Genomic DNA, 6,267 nt, shown 5'->3' with positions numbered 1-6,267 from the left:
GTTTTGGGTTTAGTCGGTTCAGGAGTAATGTCGACGGAATCAACAGGCTCATTAACCTGCTCTACTGGTGCTTTAGGCTTTTCGCTGGACTCATCAACAGGATCAACAACATCTACAACTGAATCAACAGAAACAAGTTCATCGGTCTTCACAGTCGTTTCAGTTAATACCTCATCTGCTGCTGACTTATCCAAAACGACATGCTCAGACTCTGCCGTAGTCGTATCGTCTGCTGTCGTTGAAGTTTGAGCAACCTCATTGGATGAATGCGGTGTGGCATTACGATTGGTTTTATCTCGTTCTTGTTTTGCCACAGCTTGAGTACGTCTATATAAATACAGAGCAATTGCAATCAATATGACAGTTAAAATTACCTTCATTAGGCTTCCACCTTGCTGATTATGTGCCAAAACACATTATTTAATCTCACTCACAACGGTATTCATTGTGAGGCAATGTAATGCTTTTAATGATACCGCGCTGCTTTTTTAAGCACCAGCCATTATTATTTCAATGTACACTATAAAATCAAGTATTTATCTATTTTAATCTGTAACAAGTCGTAGATAACTCACCATTTCACATCTGTTTTATTCATTTTTGCGACCTTAACCCCAAATAAAGGACATTTTGAGCCAAAGATCAAAGTTAAATAAGCGGAATTTGTCAGCTACTATTGCCAAGCTTACACTATTGAATATCCGACTAATTTACTAAGGTATTGACTAAGAGATAACACTATGGCTGACACAGAACTTTTAAATGGTAAATTACTCTACGAATTTCGAACTATGCAAGCTATGGTCGAAATCTACTGTAAAGCTCACCACCCTCTCAAACCCTCCCAAGGTGTATGCCTGCTATGTAGTGAGTTTTTAAGCTATGCCAATACTCGGCTCGATCGTTGTCCCTACGGCCAAGACAAACCGACGTGTAATAAATGCCCTGTACATTGCTACAAACCCCATATGAAACAAAGAGCACGTGAAATAATGATGTATGCAGGACCAAGAATGCTGTTGCCTCACCCAATTTTTGCCATTAAGCATTTATTGGCTGAACGTAAACCGGCCCCGGGTCTACCACCAGAAAGAGTCTCAAACAGACATTTACGTAAATTAAAGCAAAGTTAATAACTGGGAACTATTCGGTTCACACAAAGTAGGTTAGTATTCACTATCGTCAAAGAGAGTGAAAATGAACCAATTTAACGATTTATTCATTCAAACATACTGGTGGCTCTCCTTGCTCGGAGGCATTCATTGTCTTGGAGTTGGCCTCTATATTCACTATATTTATCAAAGTGCCACCCGTAGCCATAGCCTGCTCGCTGGGATATTTTTACTGATCGGCTGTTATTTTTTAACGGGTTTACTCACCCCAGAAACCACCCCAATCCCGATACATTTAACCCTTACACTGTTTATTCCCATCTATTTTCTGCTGATGCCAATGCTGTATTTATATTGTAAAAGCAGCCTAACAGCACAAGATTATCAACCCCTGTTAATAAAACATTTTGGCGTTGCCATTATCGTTGCATTAGTGACCAGTTCAACCATCTTATTTCATATCGGTATCGATCCAGAAAATTCAAATAACACTATTGGAACGCTAGGCGAATTAAGCAGTATTAACCTATTAGCCATGGTTTTACCTATCCTATTAATGCTACAAACCTTTGGCTATTTCTGGGCTATTTATCGTTTATTATCCCGCTATCGCCCACAGTATTTGGCCAATAGACAGCCTAACTTACAAGTGATTCGATTTCGCTGGCTAAGTGTATTAACCATCGGCATTCTCATTAATTGGGTATTGCGTATCGTATTGGTTTATTTACCGTTTTACTTAGGTGATTCAGTTTTATTATTAACCCAAGCGGTAACACGTTTAAGCCTATTATTGACCGTATATGTGTTTGCACTATATGGCATACAGCAAGTTACCCGAGCAGCCTATTTACGCGGATCGCTCAATGCCACCAGCCAAGCAACGTTGCAAACCAAAAAATCGCACACGGTTCAGCTACTGGATGAAGAAGAAATAACTTATTTGCATCATTTAATGGTCGATGAGGATAGGGACGTTACAAACAATCACGTTACTGAAAATGGGGATAAAAAAAAGAATTCATGAGACAACAAAAAGACTAATCCCCCATACATATCATGCTAAAAATAATCCTCAGGCGTATGCCAATGACCGCCGAGTATAAATGTTTATTAACTCGCACCCATTAGGGGGTATGCTACTCTATGGTGAGTTTTTACCATGACAACTTAGTCTATGAGGTTATTTATGAAACGTTCAATTAGCTTAGTTTTTTCCAGTGTTCTTGTGTTATTAAGCTTCGCGTTTTCAGCTCCGAGTTTTGCTAACGATGAAGCTTACAGCGACGCTATTACTAATTTCAAAAAGGCTGATGAAAGCCGGCATTTATTTAATACTGCTTATGGTTATGCAGTCTTCCCAACCGTAGCCAAAGGCGGTATCGGAATTGGTGCCGCATATGGAAATGGTCGTGTATACCAAAGCGATGCTTATATGGGGGATTCCACACTAACCCAGCTATCCATTGGTTTTCAGTTAGGCGGACAAGCCTATAGTGAAATTATCTTCTTTAAAGATGCCAAAGCATATAATGAGTTCACCAGCGGTAGCTTTGAATTTAGCGCTCAAGCGTCAGCAGTGGCCATTAACGTTGGTGCCAATGCGCAAGTAGGTACTACAGGTAATTCAGCAGGTGCTGGACAAGCAGGCAGTAATCATGCCGCAGCCGCAGCCTATATTAATGGTATGGCGATATTTACCGCCGCAAAGGGTGGATTAATGTTTGAAGCCGCTCTTGCAGGTCAGTCGTTTACCTTTGACGGTAAGTAACCACTGCGAGTCTTAACACACGTTAAGTACATAACATTCAGGCTGCCATTGGCAGCCTGAATTATTTGGAATAATTGGTTTATTATCGCAGAGTCCAAACAATGGAATTAGCGTAAACAGAGTAGCCTAGCTAACTCGTTTGTAGTCGGCCTTGGCCTTACTCGAAAATGCTAACGCTTTCGATGGTACATCCTGTACCGCGAAAGCTAGCCTGACGTCCTGTCAGGCTCACGCTATTTTCTTCAACGGCCTCAAGTTCAGAGTTGAATTTATCCATTTTCAATCATGGCTTCTGGCTCACTTATGGACAAAAGTAAGTTAGAGTTTCTGCTCAAACTCTGCTGATTTGGATTAGAGAAAGTAAGCCAATATCACGTAGCAAAACGTAAAAATCACCTAATTACTATCAAATTCGTACTATTAGATCACATATATTGGCACTGCCAAACAACCTAATACGCTGCCATCCTGATTGTTCCGCTGCCGATTGACGCTTGTAGTGACTATCGACCGCATTCTAGATATGAACCTATGGTAGCATGAACGATCATCTATCAAATGGGTATCATAATGCTAAGAAGAATACAAAAAATTGAAGGCATCGGTAGCTATCACAGCGCAAGAGCTGGTGACACGCAATTTTCTAAGGTGAACATAATCTACGGTGAAAACCGTAATGGCAAAAGTACGCTGTGTGACATTTTTTACTCTCTAGCATCGAACAACCCAGAGTTAATCAAAGACCGCAAGGCAATACCAAGACCTGGTACAGTAGGCAACCCTATGAAAGTCCAATTTCAGTTCGACAATGCACCTGTCTGTGTATTTTCAAATGAAACTTGGGCACCTGGATTACCCGTAGATTGTGAACTGCACATCTTTGACCACAACTTCATTCATCGAAATGTAATAAGCGGCACAGTCAATAACCGTGATAACTCAGAGAATATTTCAAACTTCATTCTAGGTGAAGAAAATACCGAGCGTTTTGAAGCCCTCAAAGCAGAGAATGAGGCTTTAGCTGCTACAAATGCAACTTTACGAACAGCTAAGGCCGCACTAGAAGCGAGCTGTATCACCGATGCAGCAACATACGTTGCATCTGAACTACCAACAGAGTCTATCGAAGAGCTAAATGTTGCAATTTCCGCATCTATCGCTGAGCAAGAATCATTGACGATACAGATTGGTAGCGTCACTCAATCTAAAGCGCGAAAGAACTTAAAAGAGATTTCTACTACTTTTGATATCACAGCGGCAAGCAATGAAATCAATGAGTGCTTGGCTACTAGCATGGAAGAAGCTCACTCCGACGCAAAAGCTTTAGTACAAGAACACATGGAACATCTGAAAGAGCAAAACGGCTATAAAGGCTGGGCATCCAGCGGTCTGACTCATTTAGATGAAAACTGTCCATTTTGTGGTCAAGAGCTTGAAGGCGAGTCATTAGAACTAATCGAAAGCTACAAAGTTGCTTTTAATGAAGCATTTTCTAACTTCATTAAGGTAACCAAAGCAAGTGCTACGCGACTACTAACCAAACAATTGATTACAATTGATGAGCAAGCTATTAAACGGGTTCACGAAGAAAATAAAGAAATACTTGAGCTATACCCAGAACAATCGGTGACTGACCTAATAGCGGAATTAATCCCTTTTGTCGATGATATGTATGAGGTAGTTGAGGTATCGATTGAACAATTAAGAGAAAAACACGATGAGCTGAAATCTCAAATTCTAGAGCTTCTAAACATAAAAATAGAAACTGCATACAACGCTGTTGATGCAATTGATTTCTCACCTCTACAGTCGGCGATAGACTCATTTAATGATGCCAAAGAAGCCTATAAGATCGTAATCGAATCCATAAATGAAAAGCTTATTGAGTTTAAAAATGGTCTTGATTCTGCGGCCTTAACAGCTACTAAAGCCACCGAGAACACAAGCCAGAAAGCACTTGAGAATAAAAAGTTACGTCATACGTTAGAAGAAAAATGCGCAATTTATAGACAACTTAGTACACAAGCAGAACAAGACAAAGAAACATACAAGAACAACAAGGAAACACTAGAAGCATCTCAAGAAGAGTTTCTAGATAACTACTTTGATGAAATAAATCAGCTATTCCAAAGCCTTGGCTCTCGAAACTTCAATATCAGTAGAAAGCCAAACAATGGTGGTAAAAAGTTTGTCTATGACCTACAAGTCAGTTTCAACGGTACAACAATTCAAAGAAACAAGATGAACTGCCTGTTCAGCGAATCTGATAGACGCGCTTTGGCGCTATGCATCTACCTAGCTAAAATTAACAAGCTTTCAGATGAAGATAAAGCCAAGGCCATATTGGTAATGGACGACCCTGTGACTAGCTTCGACAATGAACGAATCTCTAGCATCTTGAACAAACTTTTTGATATTTCACCATTGATAAAACAGCTATTCATAACAACCCACTACCGTGGAATGGCCGCTACTGCTATTAAGAAGTTCACAAATACAAGCGCCCTAAAAATTGTAAAAGTGGCAAATGGCTCTGACTTTGCCGCCACTACAGAAGCAGAGATGACCGCAACAGAGCATGATGACGCATACAACGAAATCACAGCATTTATCAATAATGAAACCCAAGACAACAAAATACTGAAACTTAGACCGTTCTTGGAAACAGAGCTTCGCCATCGATACAAAGACCAACTTAGAACTAAAGGAGCCACTTTGAGAACCGATTTTTCAGTTTGTATCGATACTCTCAAGAACAACGGCATTATCACAGAAGCAGTAGCAAACGAGATTCATTCATTTAGAACAACTTTAAACCCAGTAATGCATGAGTTGGCAGATATGAATATTGAAGATGCTCGTAATACTGCAACTGATATGATGGATTTGATTTATAAGCGTATGTAAAGCATAAGGGAGCCGAGCAAATGCTCGGCTTTTATACAATTCAATTGGTTATACTGGACAGATGTCGCGTTTGGCTATTTCCATCTTATACGCTTGGTGCGATCTACGCGGCGCAGTTTATCGCAGACACTTTCGAGGTATGAGAGAAAGTAGGGCAAAAACAAGTTAGTTTTTTGGCTTGGAAATGGACCGATTCTACTCTGAACTTGAGGTCGTTGAAGAAAATAGCGTGAGGCTCACATGGATGTGAGCTTAGCTTTCGCGGTACAGGATGTACCATTGGAAGCGTTAGCATTTTCGAATAAGACCGAGGAACACTAAAATGAAGTCAAAAGCAGGATCCATTTCCGTTGCAATTTTTTCGCTGCTGTTGTTTGGTTAAAAAGCGAAAATGTTGCCGGAACGGCAGGGGTGATCCAAGAGGGGATTGCTGTTGATCCCCTTTTGGCCCGTGCAGGGTGGAACCTTGCGATCTTA

5 protein-coding genes are annotated in these 6,267 nt (G+C 40.5%); 4 read left to right on the top strand and 1 reads right to left on the bottom strand.

The annotated features are described in order from the left end of the window. The coding region (locus H5202_RS16815; protein WP_182773090.1) for a hypothetical protein at window positions 1–380 on the bottom strand (380 nt) is incomplete at its 3' end. A 360-nt stretch (window positions 381–740) separates the two neighbouring features. Between H5202_RS16815 and H5202_RS16810 the strand changes: the two genes are divergently transcribed. The 4 genes from H5202_RS16810 to H5202_RS16795 all read left to right on the top strand — a co-directional run bounded on the left by H5202_RS16810 (window position 741) and on the right by H5202_RS16795 (window position 5,790). Beyond that, window positions 741–1,133: a nitrous oxide-stimulated promoter family protein gene (locus H5202_RS16810; protein WP_182773089.1), complete on the top strand. Its 393-nt coding sequence runs from the start codon at window positions 741–743 to the stop codon at window positions 1,131–1,133. 64 nt (window positions 1,134–1,197) lie between these two features. Further along, entirely contained in the window at window positions 1,198–2,139 is a 942-nt protein-coding gene (locus H5202_RS16805) for a hypothetical protein (protein ID WP_182773088.1), read from the top strand. A gap of 162 nt (window positions 2,140–2,301) precedes the next feature. Further along, entirely contained in the window at window positions 2,302–2,883 is a 582-nt protein-coding gene (locus H5202_RS16800; protein ID WP_182773087.1) for a YSC84-related protein, read from the top strand. Between the two features lie 570 nt (window positions 2,884–3,453). Continuing rightward, window positions 3,454–5,790, top strand: a complete 2,337-nt coding sequence (locus H5202_RS16795; protein ID WP_182773086.1) for an AAA family ATPase — start codon at window positions 3,454–3,456, stop codon at window positions 5,788–5,790. Window positions 5,791–6,267: the final 477 nt, after the last annotated feature.

Source organism: Shewanella sp. SG41-4 (assembly GCF_014164505.1).
Classification (GTDB): Bacteria; Pseudomonadota; Gammaproteobacteria; order Enterobacterales; family Shewanellaceae; genus Shewanella.
Note: the sequence above shows the minus strand (reverse complement) of the source record. Positions and strands in the feature narration are given on the sequence as shown.